The sequence below is a fragment of the Mesorhizobium abyssinicae genome, from assembly GCF_049887195.1.
Lineage (GTDB): Bacteria > Pseudomonadota > Alphaproteobacteria > Rhizobiales > Rhizobiaceae > Mesorhizobium > Mesorhizobium abyssinicae.
On sequence record NZ_JARAKC010000009.1, the window covers coordinates 1 to 17,997 of the forward strand.

The 17,997-nt window shown below is 64.4% G+C and carries 20 protein-coding genes; 12 read left to right on the top strand and 8 right to left on the bottom strand.

Annotated features, from left to right (window positions below):
• The first annotated feature begins 364 nt into the window (after nucleotides 1–364).
• Together PU724_RS19975 and PU724_RS19980 are read left to right on the top strand one after the other, a co-directional pair.
• The gene (locus PU724_RS19975) at nucleotides 365–1,075 is read left to right on the top strand and encodes a hypothetical protein (protein WP_426213542.1); all 711 of its coding nucleotides are present in this window, start codon (nucleotides 365–367) and stop codon (nucleotides 1,073–1,075) included.
• Between the two features lie 126 nt (nucleotides 1,076–1,201).
• Nucleotides 1,202–1,489 (top strand): hypothetical protein, encoded by a 288-nt coding sequence (locus tag PU724_RS19980; protein ID WP_426213544.1) that lies wholly within the window; start codon nucleotides 1,202–1,204, stop codon nucleotides 1,487–1,489.
• Between the two features lie 181 nt (nucleotides 1,490–1,670).
• Here the strand turns inward: PU724_RS19980 and PU724_RS19985 are convergent, their stop codons facing one another.
• From PU724_RS19985 to PU724_RS19995, 3 genes are read right to left on the bottom strand one after another with little or no spacing between them, the layout of a single operon-like run.
• Nucleotides 1,671–3,965, bottom strand: coding sequence for a xanthine dehydrogenase family protein molybdopterin-binding subunit (locus PU724_RS19985; protein ID WP_354423611.1), 2,295 nt, complete (start codon nucleotides 3,963–3,965; stop codon nucleotides 1,671–1,673).
• Nucleotides 3,962–4,945 carry an FAD binding domain-containing protein gene (locus tag PU724_RS19990; protein WP_354423609.1) on the bottom strand — a complete coding sequence of 328 codons (984 nt, stop codon included), beginning with the start codon at nucleotides 4,943–4,945 and terminating at the stop codon, nucleotides 3,962–3,964. The genes PU724_RS19985 and PU724_RS19990 overlap by 4 nt, the downstream gene beginning before the upstream one ends.
• A complete protein-coding gene (locus PU724_RS19995) occupies nucleotides 4,942–5,442 on the bottom strand; it encodes a (2Fe-2S)-binding protein (RefSeq protein WP_354423608.1) in 501 nt (166 codons plus the stop codon). Before PU724_RS19995 ends, PU724_RS19990 begins: the two co-directional genes overlap by 4 nt.
• 278 nt (nucleotides 5,443–5,720) lie before the next feature.
• Between PU724_RS19995 and PU724_RS20000 the strand changes: the two genes are divergently transcribed.
• On the top strand, nucleotides 5,721–6,353 hold the full coding sequence (locus tag PU724_RS20000; RefSeq protein WP_354423606.1) for a TetR/AcrR family transcriptional regulator: 633 nt from the start codon (nucleotides 5,721–5,723) through the stop codon (nucleotides 6,351–6,353).
• Nucleotides 6,354–6,373: 20 nt separating this feature from the next.
• On the opposite strand, the gene PU724_RS20005 is transcribed toward PU724_RS20000, so the two are convergent.
• A complete protein-coding gene (locus PU724_RS20005) occupies nucleotides 6,374–6,670 on the bottom strand; it encodes a hypothetical protein (RefSeq protein WP_320254358.1) in 297 nt (98 codons plus the stop codon).
• Between the two features lie 146 nt (nucleotides 6,671–6,816).
• Between PU724_RS20005 and PU724_RS20010 the strand changes: the two genes are divergently transcribed.
• Nucleotides 6,817–7,647, top strand: a complete 831-nt coding sequence (locus PU724_RS20010; RefSeq protein ID WP_354423604.1) for an aldo/keto reductase — start codon at nucleotides 6,817–6,819, stop codon at nucleotides 7,645–7,647.
• A gap of 90 nt (nucleotides 7,648–7,737) precedes the next feature.
• Here the strand turns inward: PU724_RS20010 and PU724_RS20015 are convergent, their stop codons facing one another.
• Nucleotides 7,738–8,550 carry a class I SAM-dependent methyltransferase gene (locus tag PU724_RS20015; protein WP_354423602.1) on the bottom strand — a complete coding sequence of 271 codons (813 nt, stop codon included), beginning with the start codon at nucleotides 8,548–8,550 and terminating at the stop codon, nucleotides 7,738–7,740.
• Between the two features lie 507 nt (nucleotides 8,551–9,057).
• On the opposite strand from PU724_RS20015, the gene PU724_RS20020 reads away from it, so the two are divergent.
• The 5 genes from PU724_RS20020 (at nucleotide 9,058) to PU724_RS20040 (ending at nucleotide 13,584) form a co-directional block, all read left to right on the top strand.
• On the top strand, nucleotides 9,058–10,062 hold the full coding sequence (locus tag PU724_RS20020) for a LacI family DNA-binding transcriptional regulator (protein WP_354423623.1): 1,005 nt from the start codon (nucleotides 9,058–9,060) through the stop codon (nucleotides 10,060–10,062).
• A gap of 283 nt (nucleotides 10,063–10,345) precedes the next feature.
• Complete coding sequence (locus PU724_RS20025) at nucleotides 10,346–11,137, top strand: 3-methyl-2-oxobutanoate hydroxymethyltransferase (RefSeq protein ID WP_354423600.1); 792 nt, start codon at nucleotides 10,346–10,348, stop codon at nucleotides 11,135–11,137.
• 24 nt (nucleotides 11,138–11,161) lie between these two features.
• Nucleotides 11,162–12,169, top strand: coding sequence for a sterol desaturase family protein (locus PU724_RS20030; RefSeq protein WP_354423598.1), 1,008 nt, complete (start codon nucleotides 11,162–11,164; stop codon nucleotides 12,167–12,169).
• A 78-nt stretch (nucleotides 12,170–12,247) separates the two neighbouring features.
• Nucleotides 12,248–13,195: a substrate-binding domain-containing protein gene (locus PU724_RS20035; protein ID WP_354423596.1), complete on the top strand. Its 948-nt coding sequence runs from the start codon at nucleotides 12,248–12,250 to the stop codon at nucleotides 13,193–13,195.
• Between the two features lie 74 nt (nucleotides 13,196–13,269).
• Nucleotides 13,270–13,584, top strand: coding sequence for a MocE family 2Fe-2S type ferredoxin (locus tag PU724_RS20040; RefSeq protein ID WP_354423594.1), 315 nt, complete (start codon nucleotides 13,270–13,272; stop codon nucleotides 13,582–13,584).
• Nucleotides 13,585–13,755: 171 nt separating this feature from the next.
• On the opposite strand, the gene PU724_RS20045 is transcribed toward PU724_RS20040, so the two are convergent.
• Nucleotides 13,756–14,055: a hypothetical protein gene (locus PU724_RS20045; protein ID WP_127310928.1), complete on the bottom strand. Its 300-nt coding sequence runs from the start codon at nucleotides 14,053–14,055 to the stop codon at nucleotides 13,756–13,758.
• Nucleotides 14,056–14,231: 176 nt separating this feature from the next.
• Here PU724_RS20045 and PU724_RS20050 point away from each other — a divergent pair, with 176 nt between their 5' ends.
• Entirely contained in the window at nucleotides 14,232–15,131 is a 900-nt protein-coding gene (locus tag PU724_RS20050; RefSeq protein ID WP_127284463.1) for a VOC family protein, read from the top strand.
• A gap of 23 nt (nucleotides 15,132–15,154) precedes the next feature.
• The gene (locus PU724_RS20055) at nucleotides 15,155–15,778 is read left to right on the top strand and encodes a sulfotransferase family protein (protein ID WP_354423591.1); all 624 of its coding nucleotides are present in this window, start codon (nucleotides 15,155–15,157) and stop codon (nucleotides 15,776–15,778) included.
• A 79-nt stretch (nucleotides 15,779–15,857) separates the two neighbouring features.
• Here PU724_RS20055 and PU724_RS20060 read toward each other — a convergent pair whose 3' ends face one another.
• Both PU724_RS20060 and PU724_RS20065 read right to left on the bottom strand, forming a co-directional pair.
• A complete protein-coding gene (locus PU724_RS20060; protein ID WP_127391387.1) occupies nucleotides 15,858–16,088 on the bottom strand; it encodes a hypothetical protein in 231 nt (76 codons plus the stop codon).
• 113 nt (nucleotides 16,089–16,201) lie between these two features.
• Nucleotides 16,202–16,504, bottom strand: coding sequence for a hypothetical protein (locus PU724_RS20065; RefSeq protein ID WP_127284466.1), 303 nt, complete (start codon nucleotides 16,502–16,504; stop codon nucleotides 16,202–16,204).
• Between the two features lie 235 nt (nucleotides 16,505–16,739).
• Between PU724_RS20065 and PU724_RS20070 the strand changes: the two genes are divergently transcribed.
• Nucleotides 16,740–17,882 carry a helix-turn-helix domain-containing protein gene (locus PU724_RS20070; RefSeq protein WP_354423590.1) on the top strand — a complete coding sequence of 381 codons (1,143 nt, stop codon included), beginning with the start codon at nucleotides 16,740–16,742 and terminating at the stop codon, nucleotides 17,880–17,882.
• Nucleotides 17,883–17,997 lie beyond the last annotated feature (115 nt).

The following is a 17,997-nucleotide window of genomic DNA, read 5'->3' on the forward strand; positions in this document are numbered from 1 at the left end:
GCACGGCGCCGAAATAGCTTTCAAGGCTCGAAATGGCAGTCTCTCCCTCGTTAAGACTGCCTGCTCACAGAATCCCTTCTCAGCCCAACTTCAAGTCCCAAAAAGCCATATGCGATTCCCCTGCCCTTGAGGGGGAGATGGCGGTTTCAGCGCCGGCGCGCACCCTCGCAGCGTTCGAAATTGGCGAAGGCGGCGGAGCGAACAATCTCCCCCCTTGAGGGGGAGATGCCCGGCAGAGCAGATGGGGGTGCCTGGCGCGACCTCCCAAATCACCTTCTCCGATCGCCGCCTGACCGTCGCAAAATAGCCGCTGTTACTGGAAATCCTGCTGGCTGCAAGGGCGTGGCCCGGGGGGAGAGTCATGATGAGATTTTCGATCATGGTGGGTCTTGTTCTCGCCAGCTCCATGGCGCGGGCGGACGACAACCTCCCCTATTCGCCCTCCGCTGATGTCCCCGACTATGTCGCGACCATGACGGTCCAGCCATTGGTAGGACCGACTGCAGCCTATACGAGGATAGTCACGCATCATGGCGGCTGGGTCCGTGTCGAGGAAATGCAAGCCACAACCTATGGAAATCCGGCAAAGCAGATATCAGTCACTTTCCGCGGGGATTCGCAGACAGGCTATTCGCCTGTTTCGATAAGTCGTGAGACATCGACATCCTATGAGAGGATTCGCGGGGTAATCGAAACCGGACAGACCCAGACGCACGGTAGCGAGCGATGCGCTGTACGGGAAATCCAGCGGCGCGATCCAGACAGGTCAGAACCCGGCCTGAAATGGCTGAGTTGCGTGACAGCCGATGGTATCGAGATCGCCACCAAGGTGTTTGTGAACGGTTCGCCGTTTCGTCAGTCAACGCTTGTCAAACTCGAACGCCGGCCTGTGTCCGCCGAGGAGGTCGCGCTCCCTGCCAAGCTGCTCGACGTCGCCCAATGGCTGCACTTCGACGACCAGCCGGCCGCAACGGGTGTCAAGCGGCAGCCGGATTTCGCCATGCGCATGCATTGGAAAGGTGCGGTCAGAGTCATGCGGCGGCATGATCCGTGGATCTATGATGAAGCTGCCTAACCGGATGGGCGGAGATACCTAAGCATCCGCAACGCTCGGACAGGGCAGGAACTGTCCTTCAGGGCCGCCAAGGGCGGCGCGTTCGAGGATCTCTTCCTGTGCCAGAAATGTCGGCCAGGAGATATGTTGTCTATTCTCCTTGGCCGCGACGTCATCCCCGAGAGCATCGGTCGCACGGACAGTGTCCTCGGCGAGGCATGCGAGTGGTTCGACATGGCGCCGCGCACGGTTGATGTCGACCATTCGCAATGTCTGACGCCGGACAAGATCCCGTTGGAAATCGGCATTGGTGGGGCGTGGGCGCCGCGTGAGGAGTTTGTCGCCGATGAGATCCAGCGCCGGGACCTCAATCCCGAAGAGATCCTTCCACCCGCCGATGTGCTGACACGATCGAACTGGGACATTCCGGGATAGCGGAACTTACCAAAACGCGGGCGGGACAGCACCCCCCTCTGGCCTGCCGGCCATCTCCTCCTCAAGGGGAGATTATTCGCTCCGCCGCCTTCGCCAATTCGAACGCTGCGAGGGTGCGCGCCGGCGCTGAAACCGCCAATCTCCCCCGGGGGAGATGCCCGGCAGGGCAGAGGGGGGTGCCTCAGATCAATTTCTCCAGCGTGATCGGCAAATCCCTTACCCGCTTCCCCGTCGCATGGAACACCGCGTTGGCGATCGCCGGCGCGACGCCGACGATGCCGAGCTCGCCGACGCCCTTGCCGCCGAGCGCTGACGAATGCGGGTCGGGAATGCCGACCGAGATCGTCTGGATATCCGGAATGTCGGCATTGGTCGGGATCATGTAGTCGGCGAGGTTGCCGTTGACGATGCGGCCGTGGCGGCGGTCGACCAAGCCTTCTTCCAGCAGCGCCTGGCCGATGCCCATGATGATGCCGCCCTTCCACTGGCTTTCCGCCAGCTTGGGGTTGTAGAGCCGGCCTGAATCCAGCGCCGACACCACGCGCGACACCCGCACCGTGCCGAAATCCTCGTCGACGCGGACCTCGACGAAATGCGCGCACCAGGAATGGCGCGAATAGTCGCCCTCGGTGTGTGGGATCGACATGGCGATGGTGGTGTAGTTCTTGTAGCGCTCCTCCGCTGTCGTGGTCGCCGGCATGGTGTCGCCCTTGGCCTCGATCTTCTCGCGACCGACGGCGGACAATAGCTCGGCGATCGACAGCTCCGGCCCTTCGCCGCGCGGCGAGGCGATGCGGCCGTCCCTGACCACCAGCGTGTTCGCCTGCAGCGCATGGAAGGGCGAGCGCGGATCGGCGATCGCCAGCCCGATCAGCTCGTCGAGCGCCTGGCTGGCCGCCTTGTAGACGGCGCCGGTCATGACACCGGCAAGCCTGGAGCCACCTGCAACGCCGGCGCGAGCGAAGTGGGAATCTCCCAGCTTCACCGACACCTGTTCCACCGGCACGCCTAGCGTCTCGGCCGCCGTCTGCGCCAGGATCGTGTAGGTGCCCTGGCCCATGTCGATGGAGGAGCTTTCGACCTCGACCGAACCGTCGGCGAGAATGTTCACCACCGCCTCGCCATGGGCGCGCCGCACCGGATAGGTGCCGGCCGCGACGCCCCAGCCGATCAGGTGATGGCCGTCGCGCATCGAGCGCGGCGCGGGCGAACGCGTCGCCCAGCCGAAGGCTTCCGCGCCGGCCGCGAAGGCCTCGCGCAACTGGCGTGTCGACCATGCCTTCCGGGCGTGCGGGTCTTCCTCGGCGTAATTGCGCAGCCGGATCTCCAGCGGATCGATACCGAGCTCATAGGCGAGCTCGTCGATGGCACTCTCGATGCCGAAGGCGCTGGGGTTTTCGCCCGGCGCCCGTTTGGCTCCCGGCACCACGGTGTTGACCCGCACGACATTCTGCTTCGAGGAGAAATTGGGCGTGGCGTACATGATCGAGGTAACGGAGCCGAGTGGCTCGACCCACATGCCGTCGACCGCCGTCTCGTTGACGCCGCGATGCACGATCGACTGGATCTTGCCATCGCGATCGGCACCGATCGCCACGGTCTGCCTTGTCGCGGCGCGGCCGCCATAGGAGGTAAAATTCTGCGGCCGGGTCAGCACCAGCTTGACCGGCCGTCCCAGCATCTTTGCCGAAGCCGCCGCTACCGCGCTGTGCGCCAAGGCGAGCGCCTTCGAGCCAAAGCCGCCGCCAATATAGGGCGAGACCAGCCGCACGTTCTCGAACGGGATCGCGAACCATTCGGCATAGGTGCGCGCCATGCCGTCGAGCCACTGGCTGGGCTCCCAGATGGTGAGCGCATCGCCCTGCCAGCGCGCGATGAGCCCATGAGGTTCCATCGCCGCCTGGAACTCGCGCGGCGTGTTGTAGGCGGCGCAGACGCGCACCGGCGAGGCGGCAAAGGCGGCTTGGGCGTCGCCCCACTCCTTGGTCATGGCCTCGATCGGGATGCCGTCGCCGGCCTTGGGGTCGCTGAGGTCGACGATGGCCGGCGTCTCGTCATAGGTCACCTTGACGAGGCCGGCGGCCGCGACTGCCTGCTCGAAGGTCTCGGCCACCACCGCCGCGACATGCTGGCCGGAATAGGTGACCACGCGGGCGAGCGGGCAATAGGGGACGTTGGGCGGTGGCGTGCCGAACCAGTCCGACGCCGTCCTCAGCGGTATGATGGTGTCCGGCGTCAGCACTAGCAGCACGCCGGGCGCGGTCTCGGCCGCGCGCGTGTCGATCGAGAGGACCGTGCCGGCGGCGACGGTGCTTTCCACCATCACCGCATACGCCAGCCCTTCGAGCTGCTGCTCGACCGCGTAGTGGGCCGCGCCTGTGATCTTGGCCGGGCCGTCGACGCGTGATAGCCGCCCGCCAACCGCTTCGAGGCGCGCGCTGTCGGAGGCGGCGTGTTTCATCTCGTGAACGGTCATGCCGTCTCTCCCAATTTGAGGATGGCTCTGGCGACGACGCGCGGCGCGAGCTCGATCTTGTAGTGGTTGGCGCCATGGTCGACGGCGCCCTCCATGGCGAGTTCGCTGGCCTTGCGGACTGTGGCCTCGTCGAACGTCTTGCCTTTGAGCGCGTCTTCGACTGCACGCGCACGCCAGGGCTTCGTGGCGACGCCGCCGAGCGCGACGCGGATGTCGCGGATGGTGCGGCCATCGCCTTCGAGTTCCAGCCCGACGGCGGCACTCGCCGCCGCGAACTCATAGGACTGGCGGTCGCGGACCTTGAGATAGGTCGAGCGCCTGGCTGCGGCCGAGCCGGGGATCTCGATGGCGGTGATCACCTCGCCGGGGCGGATGTCGTGCTCACGTTCGGCCGTGGCGCCCGGCGCCAGGAAGAAGTCCTCGACCTTGAGCCGCCTCTCGCCGAGATGGACCTCGGCGTCGAAGGCAACGAGCGCGATGGCGAGATCGCCCGGATAGGTGGCTATGCAGGCCTCGCTGGTGCCGAGCACGGCATGGCCGCGCGTCACCCCGCCGATCGCCGAGCAGCCGCTGCCGGGCGCGCGCTTGTTGCAGGCCGGGAAGTTGGCGGGATCGCGGAAATAGGGGCAGCGTGTGCGCTGCATCAGATTGCCGCCGATGCTCGCCATGTTGCGCAGCTGCGCCGAGGCTGCCTGCCAGAGTGCTTCCGAAACGGCCGGGAAGCGGCCCTTGATCTCGGCATGGTCGGCGACATGGCTCATTTTCGCCAGCGCGCCGATCACGGCGCGGCCGGCGCTGACATCGATGGCGTCGAGCCCCTTGATATGGCTGATGTCGATGACAGCGGAAGGTTCGGCGACGCCGCATTTGGCGAGGTCGACCAGCGTCGTGCCGCCGGCGAGCAGCATGGCGCCGGGAAGGGCGGCGGCGTTGCGTGCAGCTTCCACGCTGTCGGCGCGAAGGTAGGAAAAGTCTCTCATGAGCGGAGCCCCACTGCTGCATGGCGAACGGCGGCGACGATGTGCGGATAAGCGCCGCAGCGGCAGAGATTGCCGGCCATGTATTCGCGGATTTCTTCGTCGGAGCCGGCATGGCCTTCGCGGATGCAGGCCACCGCCGACATGATCTGGCCGGGCGTGCAATAGCCGCACTGGAAGGCATCCTGCTCGAGGAAGGCGGCCTGCACGGCGTTGAGCGTGCCGTCTTCGCCCGCCAGCCCCTCGATGGTGGTGATCGAACGGCCCTGAGCTTGAGCCGCGAGCGTCAGGCAGGCCAGCACGCGCTCGCCGTCGACATGCACAGTGCAGGCGCCGCACTGACCCTGGTCGCAGCCCTTCTTGGTGCCGGTGAGATGGAGACGATCGCGCAGCGCGTCGAGCAGGGTGACGCGCGGCTCGATGTCGAGCGCGTGGTCGCGGCCGTTGATGGTGAGATGGATGGAGAGGGTGGTGGGGCTGATGGTCGATTGGTCATTCATGAGGGCGTCGGGCTCCAATTGCTGGACGCTAGGCGGATGGAAATGGGGCTTGGGAGAAGAGGGGCAAGGCGTGGAAGCTGCTAATCTCCCCCATAAGGGGGAGACCCGCAGTTCCGTCGTCCAGCGGGCAACCGAATTTTGCTCCTCTCGAACACGTGACATACCGGTCCCCCTGATTATATGATAAAGGTGCTCCACTAAAACGGAGGCGCCTCCGTTTATTTACGTGGGGGCTGACCGGCCACGGTTCAAGCCCCAATCGACCTGTGGAGACAAAATTGGCTGAAAGGCCGCCAACTGCCGCCGAGAAGAAGCCCGCCACGCCAGCGCCAAAACCGCTGCGCGCAGACGCCCAGCGCAATCGCGACAAGCTTGTCGAGGTGGCGGCGCAGGCTTTTGCGACCGACGGCGTCGACGCTTCGCTGGAGGAGATCGCCCGCCAGGCAGAGGTCGGCATCGGCACGCTTTACCGCCATTTCCCGACCCGCGAGCATCTGGTCGAAATCGTCTACCGCCGCGAGGTGGAGGCGCTCTGCCTGGCGGCGGAAGAACTGGCCCGCGATCACCCGGCCGATGTCGCGCTGGAGCTTTGGATGCAGCGTTTCGTCGACTACATCGCCACCAAGCGCGGCCTGGCGACCAGCCTGCGCATCCTGCTCACCACCAATTCGACGCTGTTCTCCGACACCTCCGGCCGCGTCTCTCAGGCGCTCAAACGGTTGGTCGAAGCGGCCGCCGCCGCCGGCACGATCCGCGCCGACGTCGATGCCTCCGACGTGCTGCATGCGCTCGGCGGCATCTACTCCGCCCCCAACACGCCCGACTGGCGCGACCGGTCGGGGCGGCTGGTCAAGCTCTTGATGGATGGGTTGCGGTTCGGGGCGACGAAGGCGTCGAAGGTGCCCCGATAGTCGGGCGCGCCGCGATCGGCCTATCGACCCAGCGGTTGCCTCGACAGCGAGAGAAGTTCTTCCTCGTCGGTGATGCCGGCCATGTAATTGGCAAGGATGCGCGACGCCAGACCTTCGAGACGATCGGCGGCATCGCTTTCATGTTTCAGCCGTTCGAAGATCCGTGCCAGCAAAGCCAGTTCGGACGGATCGAAAATACCAGCGTCCTGAGCTTTTCGACGAATTGGCATGACGCCTCCCACGCAGACGTTTTCGCAAGGCCATTGCAACGCGCCCCATCGAGACTGCGAGTTCGTGGTTAAGAAAACATTAGCCATGCAAAAAGTTCCAGTGCGGTCGAATGGGCCGTGTGCGCTTAGCCGCCGACCGTTCCGCAAATACACAAACGTGTCATCGACTCGCATTGCCTGGAGCGCAGCCTAGATAGGGCGCGGGGCAAACATGATTGCAGAAGGACATACGCATGCCTGAACGACTGACACTGAACGACGGCTCCGCCATCCCCCAAATCGGTCTGGGCGTATGGCAGGTCGACCCGGGCACCACCGCCAAGGTCGTGCGCTGGGGGATCGAGGCCGGCTACCGGCTGATCGACACCGCCGAGGGCTACCGCAACGAGGAAGGCGTCGGCGAGGCGATCCGCGCGGCTGGCGTGCCGAGGGCCGAGCTGTTCATCACCTCCAAGCTGCGCAACGGTGCCCACCAGCGCGATGCCGCGCTGCGCGCTTTCGACGACACGATGCAAAAGCTCGGCATCGACCAGATCGATCTCTTCCTCGTCCACTGGCCGGTGCCCAGCCAGGGCAAGTATGTCGAAGCCTGGAAGACGCTGGTCGAATTGCGGAAGGCCGGCCGCATCAAGTCGGTCGGCGTGTCGAACTTCAACCAGGACCATCTGGAGCGCATCATCGGCGAGACCGGCGTTACGCCGACCGTCAACCAGATCGAGCTGCACCCGCGCTTCCAGCAGCGCGACAAGCGCGATTTTCACACCAGGCATGACATCAGAATAGAAAGCTGGAGCCCACTGGGCAGCGGCCGGCTGCTTGCCGATCCGACGCTCGGGGCAATCGCCGAGAAGCACGGCAAGTCGGTGGCGCAGGTGATCATCCGCTGGCACCTGCAGGAGGGGCTGATCGTCATTCCGAAGTCGAACCACCAGGACCGCATCGCCGCCAATTTCGACGTCTTCGATTTCGCGCTCGATGGCAGGGACCTTGAGACTATCCGCGGCATGGACTCGCAAGACGGCCGCACCGGGCCAGATCCGGCGACGGCGGAGTTTTTGTTCTGAGGCGTTGAAACAGCTGATCTCCCCCATCGTGGGGGAGATTAGCGCTTCGCCGAAGGCGCCATTTCTGCACCGTTGGCGATTGGCCTATCGCTACGCCATCGCCACGATCACATGCGCCTGGATCTTGGCGGCGACCGCGCCGCTGCCGTGTCTGTCCTTGATCACGGCTTCGGCATGGTCGGTCGCGGCTTGCAGTTTTCCCGCGTCTCTGGCCTCGATCTCGTTGCGCAGCAGCGTTCCCTGGCAATAGGCGACGGCCGGAACGCGCGGCGAGGATGCGCGGCTTTGTTCGGCTATCGTCTCGATCGCCACATGTGAGAACCCCGCGGCCTCGACGTCTCTGCGGATCAGGTCCTTGTCGTGGTAGCCGTGCGGCGTGCGCGCCAGGAAGCGCGGCGGATCGTTGGGAAAGATTTTGGCAAGCGCATTCGTCACGTCATGCGCAAAGACATTCTCCTCGATGCGATCCCACACGTTGAACAAAAAGCGTCCTCCGGGCTTCAGGACGCGCCTTGCTTCGCGATAGCCGGCCGTCCGGTCGGGAAAGAACATCGCGCCGAACTGACAACAGACGAGATCGAAGGCCGCGTCCTCGAACGGCAGCACCAGTGCATCCGCCTGGCGCCATTGGATGCGGCTGTCGGGGCCTTGCCGCGCGGCGGCATAGTCGAGCATCGGCTGGTTGAGGTCGGTCACGACATAGCTTGCGCCGACCGGCAGTTTTGGCGCCAGCGCGCGGGTGACGACCCCGGTGCCGGCTGCGGTCTCCAGGACGGCGCCGGGCGACAGCGCCGCCGCCCGTCGCGCGAGATCCACTGCGTAGGGCTCGAAGATCAACGGCACCATATGGCGGTCGTAGTTTTCCGGAACAGAGCCGGCGAACACCTTGTCGGTTTCCAGCATTCCTATTCCCCCGTACGTTTGATGGCTGGCAAGGCTAGCATATGATTGCTTGCTTCGGCTCGTTTTCGACCGAAAGGCGTCCGGCCCCATATGCGGCTACGCCGGACCTATCTCGCTTATCCAGCTTGGTTGGTTGAACTCGCCCGAACCCAGGGCGCCAGCCGGCTATCCCTTTTCTTCCACCAGGATCACCAGCGATTCCGGTACCACGCCGTCGAATTCCATGGCATCGGCGGCTGCCTTGCTCTGCATCAGCCTTGCGCTTGGGCGACGTGAGCCAGTGCTTGGCGCCTTTCGTGATGTTGTGATGGCCGATGATCGTTGGCATTGCGGACCCTCCCAAGGTGGCGCCCGGCGGGTCGAAATCGCCCGTCTGGTGCGATCTATGCGAGCGCCAATCAGCGCCGTTTCCATTTGGCTGTCAATTAACATTCGCTGATGGGTAGGCACCTTCTCCGGCACGGGGAGAAGGATTAGGTTCCGTCGTTACGCACCAGGAGTCCGCCCATTCCAAAGCCTACCTTCCTCGAGATCGCCCGCCGTGCCGGCGTCGGCACGGCGACCGTCGAGCGTGTGCTGAACGGCAGAGGCGGGGTGCGCCCTGCCACCGTCGAGAAGGTGGTGGCGGCGGCGCGCTCGCTCGACTATCCGCGCCGGCTTCCCGAGGCGCATCGCGGCGTCATCCGCATCGAGGTGATCCTGGTCAGGCCGGACGCGACTTTCTTCGCCAGGCTCTCGCGCGCCTTCGAGCGCATCGCCGCCACCCTCGACCGCTCGATCGCCGTCCACCGCACTTTCCTCGACGAAGCGAACCCGGCCGAGATTGCCGCGCGCATCCTCGATCCGGACTTGCGCCGCGCCGGGCTGATCCTCGCGGTCCCCGACCATCCGCTGGTCAGCGCCGCGCTTCGCCAGCTCGAGGGCGAAAGGATCCCGACGGTGCAGATCGTCACCCAGATCTCCGGCACCAAAAGCACCTATGTCGGCATCGACAATTACGCCGCCGGCCGCATGGCCGGCCTGCTGATGGCACGCATGCAGCGCCGGCCGGGCAAGGTCGTCGCCATCTGCCACAGCCAGATCTACCGCGTCCACCGCGACCGCGTGCGCGGCTTCTTCGACTATCTGATCGAGGCTGGCGTTGAGTTCGAGCCGGTCGCGGCGCTGTTCGGCCATGACGATGGCGACCGCAACGCCGAACAATTGCACGAGGCACTGAAGCGCTGGCCGGACCTTGCCGGCCTCTACAATGCCGGCGGCGCCAACACGGCGCTGAACGAGGTGCTGCGCCGCCAGTCGAGGGGTCGCGACATCTTCTTCGTCGGTCACGAATTGACCGAGCGCAGCACGCGCGCCTTGCGCGAGGGCACGATGGACGTCGTGCTCGACCAGTCGCCCGAAGCTCAGGCGCGCCGCGCCATAGACCTTGTGCTCGCGGCGCTGAACCTGCACGACCTGCCGGTCGACAATCCGCCGATCCGCTTCGTCACCTTCACCGTCGAGAACCTTTGATCTGATTTGATCAAGGAACCGGGAGCTTTCGCCGCCGTCGCGGTGCTAACTCGCCCGTGAACGGAAGGGCGATGGCATGTGAAGTTCGCCCCCTCATCCGGCCGCTTCACCTGTACCTTTTGCCGTTTCGGAGAAGAGGCGGGCGGCGGCACCGATGATCTCCCTCTTCCTTCGGGAAGAGGTCGGATGGCTACGATCTGTCCTTCACAGATCGGCAGGCAATCCGGGTGAGGGGGCTCTTTCCTACCTGCGATCGTCCGCCCGCGAACGGGAGGATGCATTTGTGACGAGACGGCTGACAGTCAGCGACCTGCAAAGCCAGAAGGGCGGCCGCAAATGGCTGCAACTGCATGTCGACACGCCGGCCGAGGCGGCCGCCGCGGTAGCCTGCGACATCGTCATCCTGTCCTGTGAGCCCGACCACAATCTGGAATTGATCCGCCAGGCGGCACCCTTCGCCTTCCTCTCCGTCGGCATGCCGCACGGCGCGGTCGCCTCGCCCGATGAGGCGGTGCGGCTGGGCTTCGCCATGATGAAGCGCGGCGCCGATGCGGTCTATTGCTCGCATTCGCCGCGCTTCATCGAGGCCATGGCGGCGGAGGGCATCCCGGTCACCGGCCATGTCGGCCTGGTGCCGAACCGCGCCACCTGGACGAATTTCCGCGCCGTCGGGCGCACCGCGGACGAAGCCTTCAAAGTGCTGCGCGCGGTAAAGGACATCGAGAATGCGGGCGCGGCCTGCGTCGAGGTCGAGGTGGTGCCGGTCAGGCTCGCCGACCACATCACGCGCGCCACCCCGCTGACCACCATGGGCATGGGCTGCGGTACGGCCTGCGACACGCAGTATCTGTTCTCCTGCGATGTGCTCGGCACCCATGCTGGCCACTATCCGCGCCACGCCAAGCGCTACGCCGACTTCGTCACGCTGGAGGCCGAGCTGCAGGAAAAGCGTATTGCCGCCTTCCGCGCCTTCGGCTGCGACGTGGCGGCCGGCGCCTATCCCGAAGCGAAGCACCAGGTCGACATGGACGATGCCGCCTACGACCGCTTCCTCACCCTCTCTCAATCTTTGTGAAACCGGGGCCCTGTGAGATCAGCCATGGACGACTTGCAATACGGCACGCGCAACAAGCGAGGCGACTGGGCGCCGAACGAGCCGGCCGGCACCGCGCCGCTCTTCGTCTTCCCACCGCGGCCGCTGGCGGTGCTGAAATGGCTGCCGAGCTACTTTCTGCCCTACAATGTGCTGTTCGCGCTGTCGGCGGTGGCGTGGTGGCGCTTCGTGTTGCCCGACGTCGAGGTGATGAAGACGCTTTCCGTCGGCTGGATCCTTTGGCTGTTCGTCGTCAACTGCGCAGCGCTGCTTGTCTTCTTCGGCGTCTTCGAGCTTCGACTCTACATTTTGAGAGCCCAGGGCAACCGCTTCAAATACAACGGCAAATGGCCGTCGGAGCAGAAGAGCAAGGCATTCTTCTTCGAGAACCAGAACCTCGACAACATGCTGCGCACCTTCGGCACCGGCATGCCGATCTGGACGGCGATCGAGGTCGCCATCCTCCATGCCTACGCCAATGGCTACGTGCCGTGGCTGAGCTTCGCCGAGCACCCGCTCTACCTGTTCCTGCTGGCGCTGGTGGTGCCGATCATCCACGAGACGCATTTCTTCCTGCTGCACCGCGCGATCCACTGGGCCCCGCTCTACAAATGGGTGCATTCGGTGCATCACAATTCGGTCAACCCGTCGCCCTGGTCGTCGCTGTCGATGCACCCGGTGGAGCAACTCGGCTATCTCGGCGTAGCCTTCTGGCACCTGATCATCCCGTCCAACCCGCTGCTCGCGCTCTACCAGCTCCACTATGCCGGCTTCGGCGCCATTCCCGGCCATGTCGGCTTCGACAAGGTCGAGCTCACCGGGGACACGTCGGTGGATAGCCACGCCTACATCCACTACCTGCACCACAAATACTTCGAGGTGAACTACGGCGACGGGCTCATCCCGTTCGACCGCTGGCTCGGCACCTTCCACGACGGCAGCAAGGACGGCGAGGCCCGCATGCAGGCCCGCTACGAGAAGAAGAAGGCGCGCGCCAACGCCGCCGCCAAATGACAGCCCAGTGAACGCTATCCCGAAAGGGCCGGAGACAAAGCGGGTGAACCGGCACCCATCTGCAAAGGGAGGAAACCCGTGAAGAAACTTCTGATCTCGACCGCGCTTGCCGCGCTGATGGCGATGCCGGCAACCGCCTTCGCCGCCAAGATCGGCGTCTCGATCGTCAATTTCGACAACAACTTCCAGACGCTGCTGAAGAACGGCATGCAGGCCCGCGCCAAGGAAAAGGGCGCCGACATCCAGGTCGAGGACGCGCAGAACGACGTCGCCAAGCAGCTCGATCAGGTGAAGAACTTCATCGCCAGCGGCGTCGACGCCATCATCGTCACCCTGGTCGACACCAACGCCTCGAAGTCGCTGAGCGAGGAGGCCGCCAAGGCCGGCATTCCGCTGGTGTTCGTCAACCTCGAACCGACCGACATGGCGAACCTCCCGGAGAAGCAGGTCTATGTCGGCTCGAACGAGGTCGAGTCCGGCACGCTGGAGGCCTTCGAGGTCTGCAAGATGCTGCGCGCCAAGGGCAAGTCATCGGGCGCCACCGCCTACATCGTCATGGGCAGCCTGGTGCACCAGGCAGCGCTGCAGCGCACCAAGGATGTCGAGCAGGTCTTTTCGACCGACATGTGCAATTTCATCAAGGTGACCGACAAGCAGTCCTCCGAGTGGTCGCGCGACAATGCGCAGAACCTGATGACCAACTGGCTGACCGCCGGCCAGGCGCCGGATGCCGTCATCGCCAACAATGACGAATCCGCCATCGGCGCCATCCTGGCGCTGAAGGCCAACGGCATCGACATGAAGAGCGTCGTCGTCGGCGGCATCGACGCCACGCAGGACGGCCTCCAGGCGATGAAGGCGGGCGACCTTGCGGTGACGGTGTTCCAGAACGCCAACGGGCAGGGCGGCGGCGGTGTCGATGCCGCGCTCGCGCTTGCCAAGGGCGAGAAGGTCGACCGCGTCGTCTACGTGCCGTTCGAGCTGGTCACCCCGGCCAACGCCGCCGAGTACCTCAACAAGAACTGATCCTACGACCAAGCCCTTCGGGCGGTCGTTACGGCCGTCCCGGAGGCTCGACCGAAATTGACAGGGAAAGAAGAATGACCAGCTGGATCAGGGCCTGCGGCCTCGACGACATCGAACAGGAAGGCGCGCGGCGCTTCGACCATGGCGGCCGCACCTACGCCGTCTTCCGCTCGCCCGACGACGAAGTGTTTTGCACCGACGGGCTGTGCACGCACGAGGCGGTCCACATCGCCGACGGCCTGGTCATGGACTACGAAGTCGAATGCCCGAAACATGCCGGCGCCTTCGACTACCGCACCGGCGCGGCCAAGCGCCTGCCGCCTTGCATAAATCTCAGGACCTATCCGGCGAAGGTCGAGGCGGGAGAGGTAATGGTGAAGGTGGGGTAGGGCGTTGAAGCTGCCAATCTCCTCCCTTGCGGGGGAGATGCCCGGCGGGGCAGAGGGGGTCGGTTCGACTGGGCTCTACCTCCTGCGGCGGATCAAGGCTGGCGCTCCACGCGCGGCGACCTCCCTCTGTCGCCTTCGGCGACATCTCCCCTCAAGGGGGGGAGACTGGCGCTAAATCCCCGAGCCGTCCAGCAGCGACACGTCCTCCCCCTCCCAGGGGCTCGGCATCGAGCCCCGGCCTGCCGTGGGCAGCGGCATCCAGCATTTCAATTCCGGTTCGGCATATTCGACCACGCGGCCCGGCTGGGAATCGGAGGAGCGCCAGCCTTCTTCGCCATGCTGGTCGGCGCGTGACCAATAGGCCATGTCGACCTCGGCCGGTCCCTGTTCGGTCGGCCGCACCGTGACCAGGATCCGGCTGCCATCCCTCGGCGCGCTCGCCATGTTGCGCCAGCGATCGGGCTCGTCCATTCGCATCTCCTCCTGCATTTATGGCCGCCATCGTGCGGCGTGGCGGCATGCCATTCTTGTTCGTTTTCCGCCGGAAGGCCACAGGCGATCGAATGGGCCACCGAACTTTCCGCAGCTCACCGCGTCCCCGTGCCAGCTTTGCTGACAGCCATATCATTCGCCGCTAATATTCCGGCATGAGCGACGGACTGCTGGCAGGCGCCACCCATCTCGGGCCGGTTCATCTCAGGGTGATCGACATCACGGCGGCCTTGCCCGTCTGGCGCGATGCGGTCGGGCTGTCGCTGCTTGGGGAGGATGACGCGGTGGCCGGGCTTGGGGTCGACGGCAAGGCGCTTATTGTGCTGCATGAAGGCGCAGAGGTCGCGCTGCCGCAAAAGGCGCGCGGTCTCTTCCATGTCGCCATCCACGTCACGACGCGCCGCGACCTCGCCCATGCCGCCGCCAGGCTCAAGGCCTCCGGCCTCAGATACAGCGCCCAGGATCATCTGATTTCGGAATCGCTTTACGTCTCCGACCCTTCCGGCAACGGCATCGAGATCTGCTTCGACACACCGGAGCGCCTCGCCGACAGGCAGGAGGCGCCGGATGGCCGCGTCACCCTGATCGCCACGGACGGCAGCGCCCATTCCGGCCTCGAGCCGCTGAATGTCGCCGCCCTGCTGCGCGATCTCGGCAATTCCGGTCATGTTGAGGCAAGACTGCCGGCGAATGCCTTCATCGGCCATATCCATATGCGCGCCCGTTCTCCCGAAACACTGATGGCGTTCTATGTCGGCGTGCTCGGCTTCCGGCCGCATATCCAGTCGAGGGCCTTCGGCCTGTTCGACTGCGGCACCGACCGGCGCCCGCACATGGTTGCGTTCAACATCTGGGCCCGCGATGAATTGAGGGAACCGCCAGCGGACGCGGCGGGGCTGCAGCGTTTCACGGTCGTACTCGACGCAGCCGATGAGCTTGCCGCCGTGGCGGAGCGCCTCGGCCAGGCCGGCGTGCCCTTCGGCGAGGCGGGCGGCGCGCTGGACTGCGCCGATCCCGAGGGCAACCGGCTGCGCATGGTGGTCGCCGGCACCTGAGCGTGGCGATGGGGGAGGGTGGCATGTCGATCAAGGTCATCGGCACGGGCTTTGGCCGGACGGGTACGGATTCGATGCGCGAGGCGCTGACAATCCTCGGCTTCGGCCCCTGCCATCACATGTCCGAAGTGATGGCCGACGGCGAGCAGAAGCGGCTGTGGCGCGCGCTGGCAAAAGGAGCGGCGCCCGACTGGAGCGCGCTGTTCTCGGGCTACAATTCCTGCGTGGACTGGCCATCGGCGCATTATTGGCCCGAGCTGATCAACATCTATCCGGACGCCCGCGTCATCCTCACCTGGCGCTCGCCGGAAAGCTGGTGGGAGAGTTTCGAGAAGACCATTCTCGTCGGCATCGGCCAGACCCAGGACCAGGATGCGCTCGGCCGCACTTTGGTCGCTGCCCGAGTGTTCGGCGGCCGGCCGCATGACCGCGCGCATGCGATCGCCGTCTATGAGGCCAATGTCGCCGCCGTCATGGCGACGGTGCCGCGCGAGCGCCTGCTGGTCCACCGCCTCGGCGACGGCTGGGAGCCGCTTTGCGCCCATCTCGGTGTTGCCGTGCCTGACGAGGCCTATCCCAATCGCAACAGTACGAAGGAATTCCGCGCGGCGCTGGTAAGGCGGGAGGCAGTAGGCAATAGGGAATAGGGAATAGGGCGGTGGGAAGATAGTCCTGAACGCTCTCGCCGTATTCCCTACTGCCTACTGCCTACCGCCTGCTGCCTCCCTAATGCGCGGTTCCCGCGACTTTGTTCCGTCGAGACCTGACCGCCTCCAGCAGGTCGCGCTCGCTGGTGTGAGCATTTCGAAAAATGGCCACAACCATCTCAGCCAGAATTTCGGCGTCCGGCCCCAAGGGGTCGAGATGCTCATCCGCGCAGATCTGATCGAACACGCGCTCGCAGATTGCCAGATCGTGGGGGCTGAAGCAGGTGCCATTGAAACGCCGGCGTGGCATTTTGCGAACCTTTCAGGGCCCGCTGCGCGTGGTTGCGGCGGGCTTTTTACCGGGGAACCGCCGAGGCGATGGAACGCCCGAGTAACAATATCGTCGACAGTATTGCCATACGACTACTCAGGACCCGGCAGCTGCATCGTCAACAGGCCCAAGATCTGCGCGCATTCGCGAGCCTTGTACTGCCCGGCGATCATCAGCTGATAGTAATCTCGCCGTTTTTCGTCGGGCACACGAAAGCCGCGCCGAAATGCGGCGGCCTCCTTTGGAGTCCTGGTGCAGCCGAGTTTGCTGGCGCTGACCTTCAAACTCGCCAGTGAGCATCCGATCCTGGCAGCAATATCTTTCAAGGGTTCATTGTTAAAGTACCCATCAAGAATGATTTTGCGGCGAGCCTCCGCTTTGAGCTTTGCGTTCATCTCGTGGTCTCCTCGACTACGCTTTCACGATGCCAGATTTTATACGCACCGGGGTGAGGAGTGTCGTTATCGTCACATCCATAAACTTATCTCGGAATGCATTTCTTGCTGACATCCAGCGTGATGATGGCCGCTTCTGTGGACTTCAGTTCCGCCAGTCTTGCCAAGTGCCTGTGGTACACCACATGATTGACGTGGGCGCATGGGTATACCGGATTCGGATAGGTACCCTGCGATGGATGCTAAGAAGCACGGCGAGGCGCGCGCGAGGCAAGCGCCGGAGCGTGATCGACGTCGGTGGCCGCGCGAAGCGCAACCTCACAACGAGCTTGCGCCGTCACTTGCGCCGGCGCTCGACCCTTTGCCATTTTCAACGCGCGAACTGGCGCCGGAGCAGCAGTTCGCCGCCTGGCAGGCGCATATGGCACCGCTTGTCGAGGTCAAGCTGCCGGACGACAAATCGGCCGACGATGGCTTTCCTGCCGACCATACGGCCTGGAACTTCGGCCGCATGTTGATCGTTCAACAGCGCACGCCGGCGTATAGCTACATGCGCTCCGCCGCGAAGCTCCGATCCAGTTCGATCGATCACTGGTATATCGCCTTGCCGCGCACTGGCCGGTCGTGGACCGAGGTCGATCGCCGCGTTGCGGAAAACCAGCCGGGCAAGTTGGAGATCAGATCGCTTGGCTACCCGTTTCGCGGCAGGACAACGGAATCCGAAAGTCTCTTCGTCTATCTGCCGCGTGACTTGTTCGCCGACGCGAGGGCAACCCTGGACGCAAAGAACAATTCAGTCCTGTCTGGCAACTTTGCCGACCTCTTGCTCGATTACCTCAACAGCATCGAAGCAAGGTTGCACAGTCTCACGGCTGACGATCTCCCCCGCATCGTGCACGCGACGCGTAGCATGATCATTGCTTGCCTGTCGCCCCCGGCGGAACACGCCGCGGCTGCCGAACAATTGGTCAGCGTGGCGTTGATGGAGCGCGCCCGCCGGTACGTTCAAAACAATCTGGATGCGGCCCATCTGACACCGGATTCAATGTGCCGTGCGCTCGGCGTCTCGCGCTCCCGTCTCTATCAGCTGTTCGAACCGAGCGGTGGTGTCCTCCACTACATACAAAGTCGCCGGCTCCTGGCAGCCCATGTTGCGCTTGGCGATCCGGCGGACAGCCGGCGCATTGTCGATATTGCGGAAGCCGTTGGGTTCAGTTCAGCGGCCAATTTCAGCCGGGCATTCAGCAAGGAATTCGGCTACAGCCCCCGCGAAGTCCGAAGTTCCGCGGTGCCGCCGCGCCCCGCCCACTCTGTCCCGCTTGCCGAGCACGACAGGGTCTCGTCCTTTGAAGGCTGGCTGAAGGCGCTTGGAAGCTGACTCCGGGCTCAAAACCGGCTTGGCTGGGCAGGGAGCTGCTCCGCCTCATGGGATACAATATTTCGAATCGCTTCCACCACGGCATCAGTCATATAGCTGAATTCCCGCCAATTTC

What these genes read in the sequence shown, in the direction of transcription:
- PU724_RS19975 (WP_426213542.1), top strand. Translation starts at nt 365, where the DNA reads ATGAGATTTTCGATCATGGTGGGTCTTGTTCTCGCCAGCTCCATGGCG.
- PU724_RS19985 (WP_354423611.1), bottom strand. Translation starts at nt 3,965, where the DNA reads ATGACCGTTCACGAGATGAAACACGCCGCCTCCGACAGCGCGCGCCTC.
- PU724_RS19990 (WP_354423609.1), bottom strand. Translation starts at nt 4,945, where the DNA reads ATGAGAGACTTTTCCTACCTTCGCGCCGACAGCGTGGAAGCTGCACGC.
- PU724_RS19995 (WP_354423608.1), bottom strand. Translation starts at nt 5,442, where the DNA reads ATGAATGACCAATCGACCATCAGCCCCACCACCCTCTCCATCCATCTC.
- PU724_RS20005 (WP_320254358.1), bottom strand. Translation starts at nt 6,670, where the DNA reads ATGGCTAATGTTTTCTTAACCACGAACTCGCAGTCTCGATGGGGCGCG.
- PU724_RS20010 (WP_354423604.1), top strand. Translation starts at nt 6,817, where the DNA reads ATGCCTGAACGACTGACACTGAACGACGGCTCCGCCATCCCCCAAATC.
- PU724_RS20015 (WP_354423602.1), bottom strand. Translation starts at nt 8,550, where the DNA reads ATGCTGGAAACCGACAAGGTGTTCGCCGGCTCTGTTCCGGAAAACTAC.
- PU724_RS20030 (WP_354423598.1), top strand. Translation starts at nt 11,162, where the DNA reads ATGGACGACTTGCAATACGGCACGCGCAACAAGCGAGGCGACTGGGCG.
- PU724_RS20040 (WP_354423594.1), top strand. Translation starts at nt 13,270, where the DNA reads ATGACCAGCTGGATCAGGGCCTGCGGCCTCGACGACATCGAACAGGAA.
- PU724_RS20045 (WP_127310928.1), bottom strand. Translation starts at nt 14,055, where the DNA reads ATGGACGAGCCCGATCGCTGGCGCAACATGGCGAGCGCGCCGAGGGAT.
- PU724_RS20050 (WP_127284463.1), top strand. Translation starts at nt 14,232, where the DNA reads ATGAGCGACGGACTGCTGGCAGGCGCCACCCATCTCGGGCCGGTTCAT.
- PU724_RS20055 (WP_354423591.1), top strand. Translation starts at nt 15,155, where the DNA reads ATGTCGATCAAGGTCATCGGCACGGGCTTTGGCCGGACGGGTACGGAT.
- PU724_RS20060 (WP_127391387.1), bottom strand. Translation starts at nt 16,088, where the DNA reads ATGCCACGCCGGCGTTTCAATGGCACCTGCTTCAGCCCCCACGATCTG.
- PU724_RS20065 (WP_127284466.1), bottom strand. Translation starts at nt 16,504, where the DNA reads ATGAACGCAAAGCTCAAAGCGGAGGCTCGCCGCAAAATCATTCTTGAT.
- PU724_RS20070 (WP_354423590.1), top strand. Translation starts at nt 16,740, where the DNA reads ATGGATGCTAAGAAGCACGGCGAGGCGCGCGCGAGGCAAGCGCCGGAG.